The following is a 16,220-nucleotide window of genomic DNA, read 5'->3' as shown; positions in this document are numbered from 1 at the left end:
ACCATATTTTTTAAACGAAATAAGTAAACGACGTTAGGCTGACATTGTAAATTCAATGAAAAAGCAATTTTATATACTTTTCTTTTTCTTCGGAATGGTAATCGTTCCTCAGGTAAATTATGCTCAAAATGACGATTTAGGAAACAATGAGGATGAATTTCAGGAATTATTTTATGAAGCCTTAAAGCAAAAAGGTATTGAAAACTATGACCGTTCTGCTGAGGCACTTTTAAAATGTATTGAGATTGATGATTCAAAACCTGTGTTATATTTTGAATTGGGTAAAAACTATGTGAAGTTAAAAAACTTCGGTGATGCAGAAGACGCCTTAAAGAAAGCCGTGAAATTAGAACCGGATAACGAATGGTTTCTAGACGAACTGTATGGGTTTTATGTGTCACAGAATAATTTTGAAAAAGCCATTAAAACACTAAAACAGCTCGTAATTTACCATCCAGATTATAAAGAAGATTTGGCGTCACTTTACATAAAGAACAAAAAGTATAATGAGGCTTTGGAGCTTTTGGATGAATTAGATAAAACGCTTGGTATTTCTATGGCTAGGGACATCATGCGAAATCAGGTTTATGAAGCAACAGGTCGTAAGTCAGATCAAATAAAAAATCTAGAAGCGCGTGTTGAAAATAATCCTGATAGAGAATCCAATTATTTGGCACTCATTTTTCGCTACAGCGAAAATAACGAGCAGGAAAAAGCCTTTGAAATCGCTAAAGAACTGTTAAAAATAAACCCGAATTCACAATTGGTCCATTTAGCTCTATATAAATTTTATTTGGATGATAATGACGCTGAGAAAGCTATCAACTCGATGAAAATTGTTGTTAAAAGTCCTGAAATAAAACCAGAAGCAAAACTAAAAGTGCTTTCAGATTTTGTGAGTTTTGTTGGTGAAAACCCACAATTTGAGTCCGACTTGGTAGAAGCAACGACAATTGCATCAGAGCAACAAAATGAAAAAACACTAATTGAATTGGGGCAGTACTACATTGCAAAAGGAGACAAAGCAAAAGCGTTGGAGTATTATGAAGCAGCTCTAAACAAGGATAAAAATAATTTTGAAGTATTACGCAATACCTTACTGCTCTATATTGATTTAAAACAGTTTGATGTAGCAGCAAAAAGGAGTGCCAATGCCTTAGATAATTATCCTTCGCAACCCATTCTCTATTTGATAAACGGCGTATCTTTAAATGCCTTGAATAAATCGAAATTAGCCATTGTCATTTTAGAATTAGGACTTGATTATATTATTGATGCCCCGAAAATGGAAACCGATTTTTATAATCAGCTCAGTAAAGCCTACACCCAACTAAACAATACTGCAAAGGCTAAAGCGTTTAGTGATAAAGCAAAACAACTACAATCCCCCAATTAATGAAGACATGCCTATATATTTGTTTATCAGTTTTAGCCTTTAGCTGTAAAACTTCAAAAACCATTAGCGAAGGCGAGGCTAATTTAAACTTGTCTACAAAACAACTCATCAAGGAAAACACCAAACAGAAACCAAATTTCAAAACGCTTGCTGCCCGGGTTAAAATTGATATCGTTGAGAAAAATAAAGAAAAGAGCTATACGGTAAACATACGGTTGCAAAAGGATGAAAAAATATTACTATTGTCTACGCCTATTTCGGTAGTGAAAGCTTTAATAACTCCAGAGAAATTCAGTTTTTATAATAAGTTGGACAATACCTATTTTGAAGGTGATTACTCATATTTAAGTGATTTACTTGGAACAGAGTTGGACTTTCAAAAAATTCAGAATTTACTTTTAGGTGAAGCCCTTTATAATTTAAGAGACGATAGCTATAAAATGTATGTTGATAATCAAACCTACGTGCTTCAGCCTAAAAAACAGCGTGAGTTATTTGAACTGTTCTTGCTGTTGGAGTCCACTTATTTTAAAGTCAAGTCGCAACAAATCTCGCAATCAAGTACCTCTAGGCATTTACAAATCGATTACCTATCCCATCAAGATGTAGATAAGCAAATTTTACCTGAGCGCATCAAAATTATTGCTGTCGAGGAAAATGAAGAAATGCAAATCCATTTAGAATATAAAGGTGTTTCTTTAAATGAAGCCTTACGCTTTCCGTTTAAAATCCCATCAGACTATAAAGAAATAGAACTCTAAACATGTCAATTAAAGTCTTACATAAATTTCTATTATTTGGGTTTTGTTTACTCTTTAGCACCCTTGTTTTTTCCCAAAATAATAAACAAAAGGAGTTGGAGACCAGGCGACAGGAACTGCGAAGGGAAATTCAGAAAATCAATGAGTTACGGGCTGAAAATAAATCAAAAGAGAAATCGCAACTTTCATTAATTGAAGATTTCAACTATAAAATAAGCGTATTGGATAATTTAATCAAGGTTACCAATCAGCAAGCAAATTTGTTAACAAGGGAAATTAATAATAATCAAAAGAAAATCACCAATCTTAGAGAAGAACTAGAGCAATTAAAGGAAGCCTATGCTGGTATGATTGTGAAGTCTTATAAAAGTAAGAACCAACAAAGTCGAATTATGTTCCTGTTGTCTTCAAATGATTTTAAGCAGGCCTACAAACGCCTACAGTACATCAAGCAATATTCGGACCACCAACGTGAACAAGGGGAAACAATCAAGGCAAAAACACAGGAATTACAGCAGATAAACACGGATTTGTTGAAACAAAAGGGAGCTAAAAAGCAACTTATTGCCGAAAACAAAGTTGTACAAAAATCTTTGGAAGGCGAACGAAAACAGCACAGAACTTTGATGGCTTCCATTAGAAGTAATTTGAGCAGATATACCGCTCAAATTAAGAAAAAACAACGAGAAGCTAGAAAAATTGATGCTGAGATAGATAGAATTATAAAAGCGGCCATTGCGAAATCGAACAAAAAAGCAGGTAGAGCTGCTAGCAGTTCTAGTTTTGCATTAACTGCTGAAGAAAAAGTACTGGCTTCTAATTTTTTATCAAACAAAGGGAAACTGCCGTGGCCTGTTGAAAAGGGTTATGTAAAAGTAGGGTATGGTACGCAACCATCTCCTATTGATAAATCGTTAACAATACGGAGTAACGGGGTTAGAATTGCTACAGAAAAAGCCGCTAAAGTGAGGGCTGTTTTTAACGGTGAAGTGATTGGGGTTGTGGTGATGAAAAACATCAATCCGTTTGTGATTGTGAAACACGGAAATTATATTACCTATTATAAAAATCTATCCAAGGTTTATGTGAAAACAGGTGACAAAGTGAAGACCAAGCAAGACATTGGCGAGGTATTTACAAATCCTTCAAGTGGTGAAGCTATCCTTAGTTTTAGTATTTCAAAAGAAAGTAATACGCAAAATCCAGCCAGTTGGATTTATAAAATGTGATAGCTCCCTTTGAAAACAGGAATCTTATAAATTTGACCTTTTAAAATAAATTAAAACTTACTCAAACAATGCTTTTAATTCAGTAGCATCATTGGGTTTAATTTTTCCTGCAAGTAATAAGCTTAACTGTTTTCTACGTAAAGCGGCATCAAAACGTTCGTGTTCTATATCAGTCTCTGGAAGCACTTCTGGAACTGCAACAGGTCGCCCCGTTTCATCAACAGCGACAAAGGTGTAAATGGCTTCGTTGGCTTTGGTTCTGGCGCCAGATTCCCGATCCTCCATCCAAACATCGATAAAAATTTCCATCGACGTTTTAAATGCACGAGACACTTTGGCCTCGACAGTAACTACACTACCTAGAGGCACTGCGCGATTAAATGCCACGTGATTGACAGATGCGGTGACCACAATACGTCTTGAATGCCTTCTAGCGGCAATACTGGCAGCGCGATCCATTCTAGCTAATAATTCACCGCCAAATAAATTATTTAAAGGGTTGGTTTCACTAGGTAAAACCAAATCGGTCATAATTGTTCGAGATTGATCAGGCGTCTTTGCTTTCATCATTTCTTTTTTAGAGATTTTGCAAAGGTACTATGTTTTAGGTATTAAAGAAGTAAAATAAGCGGGAATTGTATATTTGATTAGTCCAATTTTCTGACCAACAACCACGCATCCTTATTGTGCGATTTTCTAATATTGCGAAGGGCTGTGAGCGCCTCTTGGCCTGTTTCAAAACTGGAATAAGCAACTTCATGCAAGCCGTATTTATTAACACCAATTTTTCTAGCGCTAAAGCCATCTGCTTTAAGTTGTTCGATCCTTTTTATGCAGTTTTTTTCTATTCGAAAAGCACCGGCAATAATATGATAATTACCCGTTTGCCTTGTCACATTTAGGGTGATAGCGGGAAGTGGATTTAAACTAAAAGTGGCCTCTTGAATTTTGGTATCCAGTTGTTGTGTCGCTTCTTCTTGAGCCAGTTGGTTGTGCGTTTCAATTTGGTTAACATAATAATTAGAAGCCACAAACCCACCTAAGGTTAAGGCGACTACAGCGACGGCAGCATATCTTAAATACGGTTTAGATTTTCTTTTTTCTGAAGTGACGCCAATAGGAATGACATTTTCAATAGTTTCCACTTCTTTTTTATAAACCTCACGATTTACTTGGGATGTTTCAAATTGAGATAAGCCAAAAGCATCTGTTAAGTAATTAAGGTGGTAAGTGGGTTCGAATAAAATTTTACCCTCGTTATTAAAAACAATCTCGCCAATATTTTTAAAGGTAAGCGTTTCGCCCTGTGTTAAATAGGCCTTAAGTGTTTTAACGCGTTTGTCAATTTTTTTTACAGCAACTTCAAAAGGAATTTTTTCTACATCAGCAATATAATGTGCCAATAAACCATCGTTGGCTTGAATTTGCTCATTAAACGATAATACCTTTTTAGGCGGAAAAAAGGAATTAGTGGTATCGTCTATGGTTGCAGAAACCCTTTGTGTTACGAAGGCTCCAAATTTAGGAACAGTAACACATTCATATCTATAGAGTAAATCGCTTATGTAGGTTTCTAGTTGCATAGAAACAAAGTTAAAAAAATATAGGTTCCATAAAAATATAGATGCAAGTATTTATTAACAGGATAAAAATGACGTTCTTGTAGTTTCAAAAAGAGATTTCAATTATGTTAGAGCTTGATTTACTTTATACGCTTGCGCTACAGCATGTTCCCAATATTGGGGATATTACGGCTAAGCGTCTTATAGCAACCTGCGGGTCTGCTGAAGCCGTATTAAAAGCAAAGAAGCAAAATCTTATAAAAATTGATGGTATTGGACTGAATGTTTTAAAAGGGTTATATGATTCGGAGCATTTGAAAGCTGCTGAGAAGGAAATGGAATTTATTAAAACGAACCAAATTAAGGTGAGTTATTTCACTGGCGAAAGCTATCCTGAAAAGCTGAAACATTGCATTGACGGGCCTATTTTATTGTTTCAAACAGGTAATATGAACCTTGAGCATCGACATATTATAAGCATTGTGGGTGCCAGAAAAATTACAACTAGTGGTGTGGCTTTTTGCGAAGAATTAGTAGAAAAATTATCACCATATAATCCCATTATCGTCTCCGGATTCGCTTATGGCACAGATATTACAGCACATAAGGCAGCCATAGCACAGGACTTGCAAACTATAGCTTGTCTAGCGCACGGATTAAATCAAATCTATCCAAAAGTTCACAAAAAATATATGGTTGATATTGAAAAAAACGGTGGTTTTTATACAGATTTTTGGAGTAGTGATCCTTTTGATAAAAATAATTTTTTAAAACGAAATAGAATTATTGCAGGTGTAAGTGAAGCAACCATTGTTATTGAATCTGCCGAAAAAGGGGGGAGCTTGGTCACCGCAGATATTGCAAATTCCTATAACCGAGATGTTTTTGCAGTCCCTGGACGTACTACAGATAGTCAGAGTGTGGGGTGTAATAATTTAATAAAGCATCAAAAAGCACATATGCTCACCACCCCTTTAGATGTTCCTTATATCTTGAATTGGCAATTGGAAGATGACAAGAAACCCGCGATACAAAAGCAACTATTTGTAGAACTTGATTCTACCGAAAAAGTGATTTACAGTTATTTAAAAGAAAACGATAAACAGGTCTTGGATGTGATTGCCATTAACTGTCAATTACCCATTTTTAAAGTGGCGGGTGTACTTTTAAACATGGAATTAAAAGGTGTGATAAGGCCATTGCCAGGGAAGTTGTTTGAGGTTATTTAAAATTCCTGCCTTCGCAGGAATTTAATACCCAGCCTTCTCTCTTACTCTACCCAAAACAGTATCTGCAACCAGTTTCGCTTTTTCAGAACCTAAAGCAAGTGCTTTGTCAATTTCAGACAAATTATTCATGTAGTAATTATAACGCGCTCGTTCTTCAGAAAACATATGAGTTATTAGTTCAAACAATGCTTGTTTAGCGTGTCCGTAGCCATATCCGCCATGTTCATAATTAGCTTTCATGGTTTCAATTTGAGAACCGTCAGCTAATAAACTATAAATGGCAAAACAGTTGCAAGTCGCCCAGTCCTTAGGGTCTTCAAGAGGCGTACTATCTGTTGCAATAGACATGATTTGCTTGCGCAGCTTTTTATCATCAAAAAAAATATTGATAATGTTATCCCTGCTTTTACTCATTTTCTCACCATCAGTGCCTGGAATAAGCATGGTGTTTTCTTGAATTTTACCTTCTGGCAATACAAAGGTTTCACCCATTTTAGCATGAAAACGAGAGGCGACATCACGTGTCATTTCTATATGTTGCAGTTGGTCTTTCCCCACAGGAATAATTTCAGCGTCATATAACAAAATATCGGCTGCCATAAGCATAGGATACGAAAATAAACCAGCATTTACATCCTCTAACCTATCCGCCTTGTCTTTAAAACTATGTGCCAATGTGAGGCGCTGGTAGGGAAAAAAACAGCTTAAATACCAGGATAATTCTGTTACTTGAGGCACATCACTTTGTCTGTAAAAAACCGTTTTTTCAATATTCAGACCAAAGGCCAACCAAGTGGCTGCTGTGGAATAGGTGTTCGTGCGCAAGGTATCGGCATCTTTAATTTGAGTCAAGGTATGCAAATTTGCAATAAACAGGAAGGAATCATTTTCAGGGTTATTTGCCATGTCAATGGCTGGAATTATCGCGCCTAAAAGATTTCCTAAATGCGGTGTTCCTGTGCTTTGTATGCCTGTTAGTATTCTTGCCATCTTTAATTTTTAGTAAGACACAAAGGTAATTGTTTTTGGTAAAATAGCTCAATACAATTGTGTATTTTTGAGGCCTATGATTATTTTTAAATATATTTTTTGGCTTTTATACCGTATTTGGTTTTATATTCTTGTAGCGGTGCCCATAATTGTCATGTTTCCACTTCTTTTAATTTCAATTTCTAGGGAGTCTTGGTATCCTTATTTTTTAAGGTTGGCAAGAATTTGGTCAAAGTTTATTTTAATAGGCATGGGTTTTATGTATAAGATAGAACGCGAAGACATTCCAAAGAAAGATAAAAGCTATATGTTTATTGCCAACCACACCTCTATGGCAGATATTATGCTCATGCTGGTTACTGTTAAAAACCCGTTTGTTTTCGTGGGTAAAAAGGAATTGGCAAAAATCCCTTTATTTGGTTTTTTCTATAAACGCACCTGTATTTTGGTAGATAGAAGTTCTGCCAAAAGTAGGCAAGCCGTTTTTTTAAGAGCGCAGCGACGTCTAAAATCTGGCATAAGTATTTGTATTTTTCCAGAGGGTGGTGTTCCTGAGGAGCATATTGAATTGGACGAATTTAAAGATGGTGCTTTTAGATTAGCCATTAACCATAAAATACCTATTGTACCTATTACTTTTGGAGATAATAAGAAACGGTTTTCATATACTTTTTTTAGTGGAGGCCCTGGAAAGATGCGTGCTAAGGTTCATAAATTTATACCCACTGAAAATTTAACTATTGAAGATACTAAAGCTTTAAATGAGAAAGCGAAAGCTGTTATTTGCAATCAATTAAAGGCCTATAAAAAATAAAACTGCCCCGGGGAGGAGCAGTTTTTTTGATGTTAATTTCCAAGCGTGTTGAAAATCAACATCTAGATCTAACCAAAAACCTAAAACTTTATAGCAAATCCGGTATAAACCCCAATAAAATAAGGTTTAAAATTACCAGATGTATTATTAAACGTGTTGATTTGATATTTAAAGATAGGTTCTAAATTCAAATCTATTTTTTTTGAAATTTGATAGTTCAAGCCCACTCCAAAATTGGCACTGTAACTCACTTTATTAATATTATTGGCTTCTCCTATAAAGGTTTGTGAGCCACCAGTTTCAGAATATATTTTGTTGTCACTTAAAAAGAAAGAACTAAATCCACCTATAACATTAACGCCTAATTTTTTATTGACTAAGGCGTACTCAATTTCTAGAGGCACCTCTATATACCCTATTGATTGGTTAATGGAGGTGTTAAAAGATTCCAATGCGTTTGGTGCTACTTTGGATGTTAAATTTTCAGAACTAATTACTGAAATATTACTTGATGTAGCAGAAGTAGAACTGCCTTCAGCGTTTACATTCGCTAAGGCGCGCGAACTAGAACTAAAGCCTACAGATTGAAATACTACCACATCATTTGTGTTATAGCCCAAATTGACTTTGTTCACGCCAGAGCGGATGCTTAGTCTTTTATTAATGGCATACGTGGCGCCAATACCATAGCTCATATTTAACTCACCACTTTTAGAATTACTAATAAATTGGGGATCTATAGAGGAGCCTTCACCCAAAGTATTAAAGTAAACCGGAGCGGCATTTGGTGCAACACTCCACCTACTTAACCTTTTCTCTTCTGGAGTAATATCTTTAGCTTGCTCTAATACCTCCTCAATACTTAAGTCCGATTTATTCTCATTAGTAGCAATATTATTGACGTTCTCTTTATTAATAGCATCATTAACAATTAAATTATTGGCTTCGTTAACAGGATTCGCTTTAGAACTTTCTGAAACAATAGCTCCAGTACCAGTTTTATCTTCATTATTTGTCACAGCGGAACGGTTATTATCTTGAAGCAAGTTTGGTTTATCGACTTCTGAATCAACTTGCTTTTCTGAATTATTTTTTACTTCTGCAAGCGTTTTAGAAGGGTTTAGAGTACTATTAGATATCGAATTTGTATCAATAGCAGTTTTATTTTCAGTATCAACATTAGTATTAGTGTTTTTTGCCACTACAGTAATACTGGAGTTGCTATTCTTTTTAATTTGAGGATTAAGCTTATTATCCTTAGAAGCTTCTCTCACCTCATTTAAACCTTTAGAGTCTTGATTATTTGAATCGTTGTTAGTGACCATGTTATTGACATCAGAATCTTTTAGTTCTATATCAGCTTTGGTAGGCTCAGAATCGTTTTTGGTGTCAACTATTTGGTTTGCTGGAGTAGTTTCATCATTATTAAAATAAAAATCACCGATTGTTAATAGCAGCAATAGCAAGGCTGCTACACCAGCATATCGCCACCAAATTGGTATAATTCGGCGTTTCTTCTTTTTCTCCTGTAATGCTGCCTCTATGTTTTGCCAGACAGCATCGCTTGGGGCTACTTCAAAATCTTTGAAATTTTCCTGAAATAAACGGTCTATATGTTTTTTATCTCCCATTATAAGGATTGTAATCGTTGTGTTGATTTATAATTGTTGATGGTTTGTTTTAAAATATGTCTTGCTCTTGCCAAATTTGATTTTGATGTGCCGATATTAATATCTAGCATCTCTGCAATATCTTTATGTGAATATCCATCAAGCACATAAAGGTTAAAAACCAATCGATACCGGTCGGGTAAATCTTGTATTATTTTTAAAAGATAATCGATTGAAATTGAGGCTTCGTCCAATTCTATGTCTACGTCATCTTCAATATTTTCGTTTATAATATCAAAAATTTTTTCGCTTCTATACCGTTGTAATACGGTGTTTACAGTAATACGCTTAAGCCAACCTTCAAAAGAGCCTTTGTTCTTATACTGTCCAATTTTATCGAAGATTATCAAGAAGGCATCTTGCAAATTATCTTCTGCTTCGACATAGTTACGCGAATACTTTAAGCAGGTTGAAAATAGTTTGCTCGAAAAGAGCTTGTATAATTCTCCTTGTGCTTTAGTATCATTCGATTTACATTTTTCTATGAGTTGTTTTAAACTCAAATCTCCACCATGTATTAATTAATAAGTTAAAAATTAGTCAATCACTGGTACTTCTATAGTTAAATATTGGTCATCTCCATTGTCATCTTCACCTTGCCAAAACTTAAAAATATAAGAGCCATTACTAGTCACCAAAAAATTAAATGTAGCTTCAACTAGGTCATCCTCTATGGTTTCACAGTTGTCATTATTAAGCACATAATTAATAGGTGCTACCGTACGTTCGTTATTCTCTCTCAAGTAATAAAATTCCTTAAAGGCATGGCAGTTTGTTGGCCTAAAATAAGCCACGGTTATAGGATACGTTTCACCTAATGTAAATTCATCAGGAATAACAACGCTTTCTATAGGTAACACTTCAAAACTATAATCTGGGGTATCATCTCCCACACTGCATGAGCTTAACAGTATGATGCTCAAACAAAGCACAAGTAACTTTTTCATAATAAAAATATAATCAGTTTTTAGTACATGGTTGCTTCTTTTAGATGCAATTGTCTCCCAATGGTTGCGTATAAAACTGAAAAAATCCCTGTTCAAAGGGATTTTATATTTATTAAGAAACCTTTATAGCGGCTTTTATTTTTTCTTCTAACTCCTCAAAGAGCTCGGGGTTGTCTTTTATAATGGCCTTTACAGCATCTCGACCTTGCCCTAATTTCGTATCATCATAACTAAACCAAGATCCACTTTTTTTAACAATTTCAAGTTCTACGGCAACATCCAATATTTCACCTGCTTTTGAAATACCTTCGCCATACATAATATCGAACTCTGCCATTTTAAATGGTGGCGCCACTTTGTTTTTAACGACTTTAACTCGGGTTTTATTTCCTAAAACATTCCCGTTACTGTCCTTTATTTGGGTAGAACGTCTAATATCCAATCTTACCGAGGCATAAAATTTAAGTGCGTTACCACCAGTAGTTGTTTCAGGATTACCGAACATGACACCAATTTTTTCACGTAACTGGTTAATAAAAATAACGGTACAATTTGTTTTGCTAATAGAGCCTGTAAGTTTTCTTAAGGCCTGGGACATGAGACGCGCGTGCAGTCCCATTTTGGAATCACCCATCTCACCTTCTATCTCACTTTTTGGAGTAAGTGCCGCCACAGAATCGATAACTACGATATCAATAGCGCCAGAACGAATCAGGTTATCTGTAATCTCTAGAGCCTGTTCTCCATTATCTGGTTGAGAAATAATTAAATTATCAATATCAACACCTAATTTTTCTGCATAGAATCTATCAAAAGCATGTTCGGCATCAATAAACGCAGCAATCCCACCAGCTTTTTGAGCCTCGGCAATAGCGTGTAAAGTTAAAGTTGTTTTTCCTGAAGATTCAGGGCCATATATTTCAACAACACGCCCACGAGGGTAACCACCAACGCCCATGGCGATATCTAAACCTAAAGACCCTGAAGGAATAGCCTCTACATCTACCACAGCCGAATCGCTCATTTTCATAACGGTGCCTTTACCGTATGCCTTATCTAATTTGTCTAATGTAAGTTTTAGCGCTTTTAATTTCGCTTCTTTTTCATTGCCCATTTATCTCTTTTTTTCTGAAATTATTCACGCTAAAATACTATATCTTTTTGCACAATACAATTTTATCACGCAACCTTTTTACACATTTTGCATCTATTAATTAAAGCAGGGAAATTTTTGCTATGAAATAGACCTCAAGTTCCATCATCGCCTTTTTAATGTTTTGATTATAAAGGCGAATGATAAACTTAAAAGCCTTCAAGTTTAATATGAAATATTTTATAAAAATATTATTAATGAACGCATTAGGTGTTTCAGTTGCTGTTTTTCTAAATAGTAGCTGTAAAGCCGATGGTGGCTAAATCCGTAGTATATTTTTTTAGGTAAAATTAAAATAATATTAACTACGGATTAGTCAAAAAAAAGCACTCTGTGACTACAGAGTGCTTTTTTTATGCAATAAATTGGGCTGTTTTTTTTAAAAGCTTATTTTTGCAAAACATATTATTTTTTTAACCTTAAAACCTTGGTATAGCATGCAACTGTACAATACATTAAGCGCTAAAGAAAGAGCTGAATTGATTGATAAAGCAGGTAAAAATCGATTAACGCTTTCTTTTTATAAATATGCCAAAATTGGCAACCCGCACCTTTTTAGAGACCATTTATTTATTACCTGGAATGCCTTAGATGTTCTGGGAAGAATCTATGTGGCACATGAAGGGATTAACGGGCAATTATCATTACCGGCAGATCGCTTTAACGAATTCAAATCTCATTTAGACAGTATTACGTTTTTAAAGAACATTCGACTGAATATTGCTGTAGAGCAATACAATAAATCGTTCTTAAAGCTAAAAGTAAAGGTTCGTGAAAAAATTGTGGCAGATGGATTAAATGACGATACTTTTGATGTTACAAATAAAGGGATTCACGTAGGTGCCAAACAATTCAATAACCTTATAGAAGATGAGAAGACGGTGTTGGTCGATATGCGTAATCATTACGAAAGTGAAATTGGTCATTTTAAAAATGCGGTCACCCCAGATGTCGATACTTTTAGAGAATCTTTAGATATCATTGAAGCCGATTTAAAAGACTACAAAGAAGATAAAAACTTGGTTATGTATTGCACCGGTGGGATTCGTTGTGAAAAAGCCAGCGCTTATTTTAAGCACAAGGGCTTTAAAAATGTCTATCAATTAGAAGGCGGGATAATTGAATACACGCGACAAATAAATGATGAAAATTTGGAAAATAAATTCCTCGGTCAGAATTTTGTATTTGATGATAGAAGAGCTGAACGTATTAGCGAAGACGTGATTGCAAATTGCCATCAGTGTGGAAACCCGTTCGATGAGCATACCAATTGTGCCAATGAAGCCTGCCATTTACTGTTTATTCAATGTAACGATTGTAAAAAAGAAATGGATAACTGCTGCTCAACCAAATGTAAAGAAATAAATGCCTTACCTTACCAAGAACAAAAAGAACTCAGAAAGGGACAAGGGAACAGCAACGATATATTTAAAAAAGGACGTGCGGACCATTTGCCTTATAAAAAAGATTTAAGAAACATATTTGAGTCTTTTAAACCCTCATCTTAGATGAATATTTATAAACTGCTTAGGATTAACAGGCTTATTAAAAACCATCGTATTAAGTTTTTTGGCTTATACGTTTTTCACAAGCTTAATCTTCGATATTTAGCAGTTAATTTAGATCCAGTAATGGCCTGTAACCTACGCTGTAAAATGTGTTATTTTACCGATGCTGAATTTGTAAAAACCTTAAAGGGCCAACTAAAAGATGAAGAGTTAGAGCGTATTGCCAAAGTGATTTTCAAGCGCGCATTAAAGCTTCAAATAGGTTGTGGAACCGAACCAACGCTATATAAAAATTTGGTGAGAGTTGTCGAGCTAGGTAAAGCTTACAAAGTGCCTTACATATCGTTAACAACAAATGCGAATTTACTTGATGAAGAAAAGATAAGAGCGCTTCTAAATGCTGGATTGAATGAATTTACAATCTCATTACATGGTATTGAAAAAGAATCCTATGAAGCCTTTATGGACAAGGCTAATTACGAGAAATTTCATGATGTTTTCCGTGTGCTTGCGAAGTTAAAAAATAGCTATAATTTTAAAGTGCGTATTAACTATACCTTCAATAAAGACAACTTCTACGAATTACAATCTATGTTCGATCATTTTAGTGGGGATAGTTTTGATATTCTACAAGTGAGACCCATTCGAAAGCTAGGAAATACCGAGTATAGCGATTTCAATCTAGATGCCATACGATCAGATTACCCAGATATAATAAAAACGATAAGACGTAACTGTAAAACAAATAATATTACGCTTCTAGCACCAACAGAACTCCCAGATAAAATCGAAATAAACACGTCGAGCTTCATTTACGATTATACATTTTGCTATATTTCGCCAGATTCTTTTTGGAAACCCGATTTTAATTGGAAAGAGCAAACCTTTAACGAGTTTAGCGCTCAAATAGGATGGGGTGGTACATTATTTGGGAACATATTTAAGTCTAAATACGAACTTAGAAACTTAAGCAATAGACTTAACTACGAGATAGAGCTCAATTGATAAACTTCCTTTTTTTAAGTCAACATAATAATCTTATCTTTACATCCATAAGATGACTTTTTAAATTTGATTTGGAAAAATCACTTTAATGGCGTCGTTCCGCTTTGCGGCAAACAAAACTATTTAAGAACCTTCATTCATGGCAATATTTAATTGTTATTGAATTCAATATATGCTAACATATGGCTTGCGCAAGTTGCTCAACTAAAGACGGCTCTCCAAAAGGCTGCAAAAATAATGGTACCTGTGGTACAGATAGTTGTAATAAACTCACTGTTTTTGATTGGCTAGCAAATATGTCTCTCCCAAATGGAGAAACACCCTTTAACTGGGTTGAGGTCCGCTTTAAAAACGGAAGAAAGCACTATTATAAAAACACCGAAAATTTAACCCTTAGCATTGGCGATATTGTGGCTACCCAGGCACAATCTGGTCATGATATTGGTATGGTTACCCTTACGGGGGAATTGGTACGTGTCCAGATGAAACGAAAAAATGTGTCTCAAGAAGGGGACGATATTTTGAAAATCTACCGTAAAGCCAGTCAGAAAGATATCGATATTTGGTCGGCAGCTCGCGACAAGGAAGAGCCTATGAAAGTCAAAGCGCGTCAATTCGCTATTGATTTGAGATTGCAAATGAAAATTTCTGATATCGAATTTCAAGGCGATGCCAGCAAAGCGACCTTTTATTATACAGCCGAAGATCGCGTCGATTTTAGAGAACTTATTAAACTGTTTGCACGCGAGTTTAGAACCCGTATTGAAATGAAACAAGTTGGTTTTCGTCAAGAAGCATCAAGACTTGGTGGCATTGGCTCCTGTGGGCGCGAATTGTGTTGTTCTACGTGGTTAACAGATTTTCGCTCGGTAAGCACATCGGCGGCACGTTATCAACAGTTGTCCCTAAATCCTCAAAAATTAGCTGGACAATGCGGAAAACTAAAATGTTGTTTAAATTATGAATTAGATACGTATTTGGACGCCTTAAAGAGTTTCCCTAAAACAGATATAAAGCTTCAAACAGAAAAAGGCACGGCGGTATGCCAAAAAACCGATATTTTTAAAGGGCATATGTGGTATGCTTATGAAGGGGAATGGATGAATTGGCATAAGATAACTACCGCTCAAGCCAATGAGATTATAGATTTAAATATAAAGAACAAAAAAATTGCAAGTCTTGAAGAATACGCCTCAGAACTTATTATAGAGGACACTAAAAACGAGTTTGAGAACGTTGTAGGTCAAGATAGCTTAACACGTTTTGATAGTCCAAAACCAAAAAATAAACGTAGAAATAATAGAAGGAAAGGCAATCAAGCGAGTAGAACCAACAAACCAAATAGCAATCCAAACCAAAATAACAGGAACAAAAACGCGAAAAGAAAACCCCAAAACAAGAAAAATGTTTCGAAGTAAGGCGTTATTAATGTTAGCATTGAGTGTCGTGTTATGTGCCTCTTGTGATTCAAACAGAGTATTTGATGTTTACGAATCGGTTCCCAGTACATGGCATAAAGATTCTGTAATCAGCTTTAAAATAAACCCTCCAGATTCTCTTAACAAGTATAATTTGTTTGTGAATTTAAGAAACACAAGTCAGTATAAATTTAACAATCTATTCCTAATTGTTGAGATGGTCTTTCCCCATGGAAAAACCATTAAAGACACCTTAGAGTATAAAATGGTAGAACCTAGCGGGAAACTTTTAGGGTCTGGTTATGGCGATGTTAAAGAGAATAAGTTGTGGTATAAAGAAGCGGTAGTTTTTACTGAAGCTGGAGAATACAGGGTGAATATTCAGCATGCTATGAGAGAAAATGGGAAAGTTAATGGTGTCGTGGAATTAGAAGGCATTACCGATATTGGCTTCAGAATTGAAAATAATTAATAACAAAATGTCACATCTATAGGTTTCGCTTTTTAAAAGGTTACATAGATGTATTATAATAAAAAA

16 protein-coding genes are annotated in these 16,220 nt (G+C 35.2%); 9 read left to right on the top strand and 7 right to left on the bottom strand.

The genetic code is table 11. The features are described from left to right. Positions 1–55 precede the first annotated feature (55 nt). From FAF07_RS07065 to FAF07_RS07055, 3 genes are read left to right on the top strand one after another with little or no spacing between them, the layout of a single operon-like run. Positions 56–1,396, top strand: a complete 1,341-nt coding sequence (locus FAF07_RS07065; RefSeq protein WP_142784436.1) for a tetratricopeptide repeat protein — start codon at positions 56–58, stop codon at positions 1,394–1,396. Next, positions 1,396–2,157, top strand: coding sequence for a DUF4292 domain-containing protein (locus FAF07_RS07060; RefSeq protein WP_142784435.1), 762 nt, complete (start codon positions 1,396–1,398; stop codon positions 2,155–2,157). Before FAF07_RS07065 ends, FAF07_RS07060 begins: the two co-directional genes overlap by 1 nt. Positions 2,158–2,159: 2 nt before the next feature. After that, positions 2,160–3,386, top strand: coding sequence for a murein hydrolase activator EnvC family protein (locus FAF07_RS07055; protein ID WP_142784434.1), 1,227 nt, complete (start codon positions 2,160–2,162; stop codon positions 3,384–3,386). Between the two features lie 57 nt (positions 3,387–3,443). Here FAF07_RS07055 and FAF07_RS07050 read toward each other — a convergent pair whose 3' ends face one another. After that, the gene (locus FAF07_RS07050) at positions 3,444–3,953 is read right to left on the bottom strand and encodes an acyl-CoA thioesterase (RefSeq protein ID WP_142786562.1); all 510 of its coding nucleotides are present in this window, start codon (positions 3,951–3,953) and stop codon (positions 3,444–3,446) included. A gap of 80 nt (positions 3,954–4,033) precedes the next feature. Then, a complete protein-coding gene (locus tag FAF07_RS07045) occupies positions 4,034–4,969 on the bottom strand; it encodes an HU domain-containing protein (RefSeq protein WP_142784433.1) in 936 nt (311 codons plus the stop codon). 104 nt (positions 4,970–5,073) lie between these two features. On the opposite strand from FAF07_RS07045, the gene dprA reads away from it, so the two are divergent. Beyond that, a complete protein-coding gene (gene dprA / locus FAF07_RS07040; protein ID WP_142784432.1) occupies positions 5,074–6,177 on the top strand; it encodes a DNA-processing protein DprA in 1,104 nt (367 codons plus the stop codon). A gap of 21 nt (positions 6,178–6,198) precedes the next feature. Here the strand turns inward: dprA and trpS are convergent, their stop codons facing one another. Then, a complete protein-coding gene (trpS, locus tag FAF07_RS07035) occupies positions 6,199–7,167 on the bottom strand; it encodes a tryptophan--tRNA ligase (protein ID WP_142784431.1) in 969 nt (322 codons plus the stop codon). 76 nt (positions 7,168–7,243) lie between these two features. Between trpS and FAF07_RS07030 the strand changes: the two genes are divergently transcribed. Next, a complete protein-coding gene (locus FAF07_RS07030; RefSeq protein WP_142784430.1) occupies positions 7,244–7,981 on the top strand; it encodes a lysophospholipid acyltransferase family protein in 738 nt (245 codons plus the stop codon). 80 nt (positions 7,982–8,061) lie between these two features. On the opposite strand, the gene FAF07_RS07025 is transcribed toward FAF07_RS07030, so the two are convergent. From FAF07_RS07025 to recA, 4 genes are all read right to left on the bottom strand, one after another. Continuing rightward, positions 8,062–9,612, bottom strand: a complete 1,551-nt coding sequence (locus FAF07_RS07025; protein ID WP_142784429.1) for a hypothetical protein — start codon at positions 9,610–9,612, stop codon at positions 8,062–8,064. Then, on the bottom strand, positions 9,612–10,154 hold the full coding sequence (locus FAF07_RS07020; protein ID WP_142784428.1) for an RNA polymerase sigma factor: 543 nt from the start codon (positions 10,152–10,154) through the stop codon (positions 9,612–9,614). The genes FAF07_RS07025 and FAF07_RS07020 overlap by 1 nt, the downstream gene beginning before the upstream one ends. A 33-nt stretch (positions 10,155–10,187) precedes the next feature. Then, positions 10,188–10,598, bottom strand: coding sequence for a hypothetical protein (locus FAF07_RS07015; protein WP_142784427.1), 411 nt, complete (start codon positions 10,596–10,598; stop codon positions 10,188–10,190). A gap of 112 nt (positions 10,599–10,710) precedes the next feature. Beyond that, the gene (recA, locus tag FAF07_RS07010) at positions 10,711–11,712 is read right to left on the bottom strand and encodes a recombinase RecA (protein WP_142784426.1); all 1,002 of its coding nucleotides are present in this window, start codon (positions 11,710–11,712) and stop codon (positions 10,711–10,713) included. A 476-nt stretch (positions 11,713–12,188) separates the two neighbouring features. On the opposite strand from recA, the gene trhO reads away from it, so the two are divergent. The 4 genes from trhO to FAF07_RS06990 all read left to right on the top strand — a co-directional run bounded on the left by trhO (position 12,189) and on the right by FAF07_RS06990 (position 16,154). After that, entirely contained in the window at positions 12,189–13,259 is a 1,071-nt protein-coding gene (trhO, locus tag FAF07_RS07005; RefSeq protein ID WP_142784425.1) for an oxygen-dependent tRNA uridine(34) hydroxylase TrhO, read from the top strand. Continuing rightward, positions 13,260–14,264: a radical SAM protein gene (locus FAF07_RS07000; RefSeq protein ID WP_142784424.1), complete on the top strand. Its 1,005-nt coding sequence runs from the start codon at positions 13,260–13,262 to the stop codon at positions 14,262–14,264. It begins immediately after the preceding gene. 182 nt (positions 14,265–14,446) lie between these two features. Beyond that, positions 14,447–15,682: a PSP1 domain-containing protein gene (locus tag FAF07_RS06995; RefSeq protein WP_142784423.1), complete on the top strand. Its 1,236-nt coding sequence runs from the start codon at positions 14,447–14,449 to the stop codon at positions 15,680–15,682. Beyond that, a complete protein-coding gene (locus FAF07_RS06990) occupies positions 15,669–16,154 on the top strand; it encodes a gliding motility lipoprotein GldH (protein ID WP_246067798.1) in 486 nt (161 codons plus the stop codon). The genes FAF07_RS06995 and FAF07_RS06990 overlap by 14 nt, the downstream gene beginning before the upstream one ends. Positions 16,155–16,220: the final 66 nt, after the last annotated feature.

It is taken from the genome of Changchengzhania lutea (genome assembly GCF_006974145.1).
In the GTDB taxonomy this organism is placed as follows: domain Bacteria; phylum Bacteroidota; class Bacteroidia; order Flavobacteriales; family Flavobacteriaceae; genus Changchengzhania; species Changchengzhania lutea.
This window is presented reverse-complemented; position numbering and strand designations above follow the sequence as displayed.

Excerpts from the sequence above, each read along its gene's own strand:
- FAF07_RS07065 (WP_142784436.1), top strand. The coding sequence starts at position 56 with ATGAAAAAGCAATTTTATATACTTTTCTTTTTCTTCGGAATGGTAATC.
- FAF07_RS07060 (WP_142784435.1), top strand. The coding sequence starts at position 1,396 with ATGAAGACATGCCTATATATTTGTTTATCAGTTTTAGCCTTTAGCTGT.
- FAF07_RS07055 (WP_142784434.1), top strand. The coding sequence starts at position 2,160 with ATGTCAATTAAAGTCTTACATAAATTTCTATTATTTGGGTTTTGTTTA.
- FAF07_RS07050 (WP_142786562.1), bottom strand. The coding sequence starts at position 3,953 with ATGAAAGCAAAGACGCCTGATCAATCTCGAACAATTATGACCGATTTG.
- FAF07_RS07045 (WP_142784433.1), bottom strand. The coding sequence starts at position 4,969 with ATGCAACTAGAAACCTACATAAGCGATTTACTCTATAGATATGAATGT.
- dprA (WP_142784432.1), top strand. The coding sequence starts at position 5,074 with ATGTTAGAGCTTGATTTACTTTATACGCTTGCGCTACAGCATGTTCCC.
- trpS (WP_142784431.1), bottom strand. The coding sequence starts at position 7,167 with ATGGCAAGAATACTAACAGGCATACAAAGCACAGGAACACCGCATTTA.
- FAF07_RS07030 (WP_142784430.1), top strand. The coding sequence starts at position 7,244 with ATGATTATTTTTAAATATATTTTTTGGCTTTTATACCGTATTTGGTTT.
- FAF07_RS07025 (WP_142784429.1), bottom strand. The coding sequence starts at position 9,612 with ATGGGAGATAAAAAACATATAGACCGTTTATTTCAGGAAAATTTCAAA.
- FAF07_RS07015 (WP_142784427.1), bottom strand. The coding sequence starts at position 10,598 with ATGAAAAAGTTACTTGTGCTTTGTTTGAGCATCATACTGTTAAGCTCA.
- recA (WP_142784426.1), bottom strand. The coding sequence starts at position 11,712 with ATGGGCAATGAAAAAGAAGCGAAATTAAAAGCGCTAAAACTTACATTA.
- trhO (WP_142784425.1), top strand. The coding sequence starts at position 12,189 with ATGCAACTGTACAATACATTAAGCGCTAAAGAAAGAGCTGAATTGATT.
- FAF07_RS07000 (WP_142784424.1), top strand. The coding sequence starts at position 13,260 with ATGAATATTTATAAACTGCTTAGGATTAACAGGCTTATTAAAAACCAT.
- FAF07_RS06995 (WP_142784423.1), top strand. The coding sequence starts at position 14,447 with ATGGCTTGCGCAAGTTGCTCAACTAAAGACGGCTCTCCAAAAGGCTGC.
- FAF07_RS06990 (WP_246067798.1), top strand. The coding sequence starts at position 15,669 with ATGTTTCGAAGTAAGGCGTTATTAATGTTAGCATTGAGTGTCGTGTTA.